The sequence below is a fragment of the Aeromonas sobria genome (assembly GCF_050266975.1).
GTDB classification, from domain to species: Bacteria; Pseudomonadota; Gammaproteobacteria; order Enterobacterales; family Aeromonadaceae; genus Aeromonas; species Aeromonas sobria_B.
Genome location: NZ_JBKISU010000070.1, coordinates 1 through 1,758 on the forward strand (window position 1 = coordinate 1; position 1,758 = coordinate 1,758).

2 protein-coding genes are annotated in these 1,758 nt (G+C 59.3%); both read left to right on the forward strand.

The annotated features are described in order from the left end of the window. The first annotated feature begins 363 nt into the window (after positions 1–363). A complete protein-coding gene (locus ACLHZ1_RS20420; protein WP_427263518.1) occupies positions 364–1,161 on the forward strand; it encodes a DUF1338 domain-containing protein in 798 nt (265 codons plus the stop codon). 181 nt (positions 1,162–1,342) lie between these two features. Next, positions 1,343–1,603 carry a hypothetical protein gene (locus ACLHZ1_RS20425; protein WP_427263519.1) on the forward strand — a complete coding sequence of 87 codons (261 nt, stop codon included), beginning with the start codon at positions 1,343–1,345 and terminating at the stop codon, positions 1,601–1,603. The last annotated feature ends 155 nt before the right edge of the window (positions 1,604–1,758 follow it).

Genomic DNA, 1,758 nt, shown 5'->3' on the forward strand with positions numbered 1-1,758 from the left:
ACAGCAAGGCCGCCATGCCGGAGCAGCTGTCCCCGGGTTTGACGTTTTAATCGTTCATGGAGATATCGATGAAGAAGAGATGGCTCAATGCCGATGACTACTGTGTCATATATCCGGTCGCCTCGGTGGAAGACAGCAAGGCCGCCATGCCGGATCAGCTGTCCCCCGGTCTGACCTTCTAATCGAGACTGAGGTGATTGATGCAGCAGGAGAGGGCCAACGCCGCAGGCTGCATCATCTCCCCGGTCGCCTCGATCAAAGCGCGGGCGGAGCCGCCCTCCTCTGATCCGCACGGCTGATAACAACAACGAAAGGGCACCAGACGGGTGCCCTTGTCTGTACCCGCGAGCAAAGGAAAGAGAGATGCAAAAGGATATCGAAACCCTGTTCGGTCATCTGTGGGATAACTACATTCAAGTCACCCCGAGTGCCCTCAAGGTCCACCAACTGCTGGGGGGCGGTGAGCCCATCGTCAACGACCACGTGGCATTTCGCACCTTCAACCTGCCCCAGGTGGGTCTTGAGACGCTGGCTGCCCACTTTCGGGCGCTCGGCTACGAGGAGAAGGACGAGTATGTGTTCAAGGCGAAGAAGCTCTACGCCAAGCACTTCGAGCATGCCGATCCGGACGCGCCCAAGGTGTTCATCAGCGAGTTGAAGGTGGAGGAGCTCTCGGATGCTGCCCAGGCCATCATCCACAAGTTGGTTGCCCAGGTGCCGACCCACCTGACCGATACCAGCGCCTTCCTCTATGCGGGCGCGCCCTGGCAGGTTTCCGGCAGCGATTACCAGACCCTGCTCGCCGAGAGCGAGTATGCGGCCTGGATGGCGGCCTGGGGTTATCGTGCCAACCATTTCACCGTCAGCATCAACCGCCTGGCCGGCTATGACACCATACAGTCGGTCAATGAGGCCCTGAAGGCGGCTGGCTTCGTGCTCAATACCGCCGGCGGCGAGGTGAAGGGGGATCCCCAGGTGATGCTGGAGCAATCCTCCACCATGGCGGACAAGGCAAATGTGCCCTTCAGCGATGGCGTGGCGCAGATCCCGAGCTGCTTCTACGAGTTTGCCCTGCGCTATCCCCAGGCTGACGGCAGCCTCTACCCGGGTTTTGTCGAGGCCTCCGCCGACAAGATCTTCGAATCCACCAACGCCATGTAAGGGGTGTTGGTGGCAGGCAGGCACCGCATGGGGCCTGCCTGCTGTTTTTACGTTGTACCAACACTCCTTTTACCCCGCCTTGACCCTCATCCCCTGGATTCTTCGCTAGCATGAATCGCCCGATCTGCCGGGTCATCACAGCCCTTCGCGGCAGATGTCACACATTGCACGGAGTCATGCCATGAAGATTGTTTTGCCCCTGTTGTTATCCCTCGTTGCCTGCACCGCCATGGCGGCCGATCAGGACAGTCGCACCCCGCCCAAGCCTCCTCGCGAGATGTCGGCCGAGATGAAGGCGGCCTTGGACAGCTGCAGGGAGAGTGGCAAACCGGGGGATACCGCGTTTGAGAGCTGCATGGCCGAGCAGGGTTTTGCCCGGCCGGAGAGACCAATCCAAGGCAGGGAGGATCGGGAAGAAGAGGAGGATGTGACGGCAGACTAGGGTAGCCCAGCTCCCATTCGGGTTGGGAGAGCCTGTAAATGATTCTGTGTAACTGCCCACTCCATTACAGGTGACCGTTCAGGCGATCACCGAACTCGATAATAAAGCGATTTAGAGCAAGCTTCCAATTCTGGATCGGCATGGTCCATTTCTTG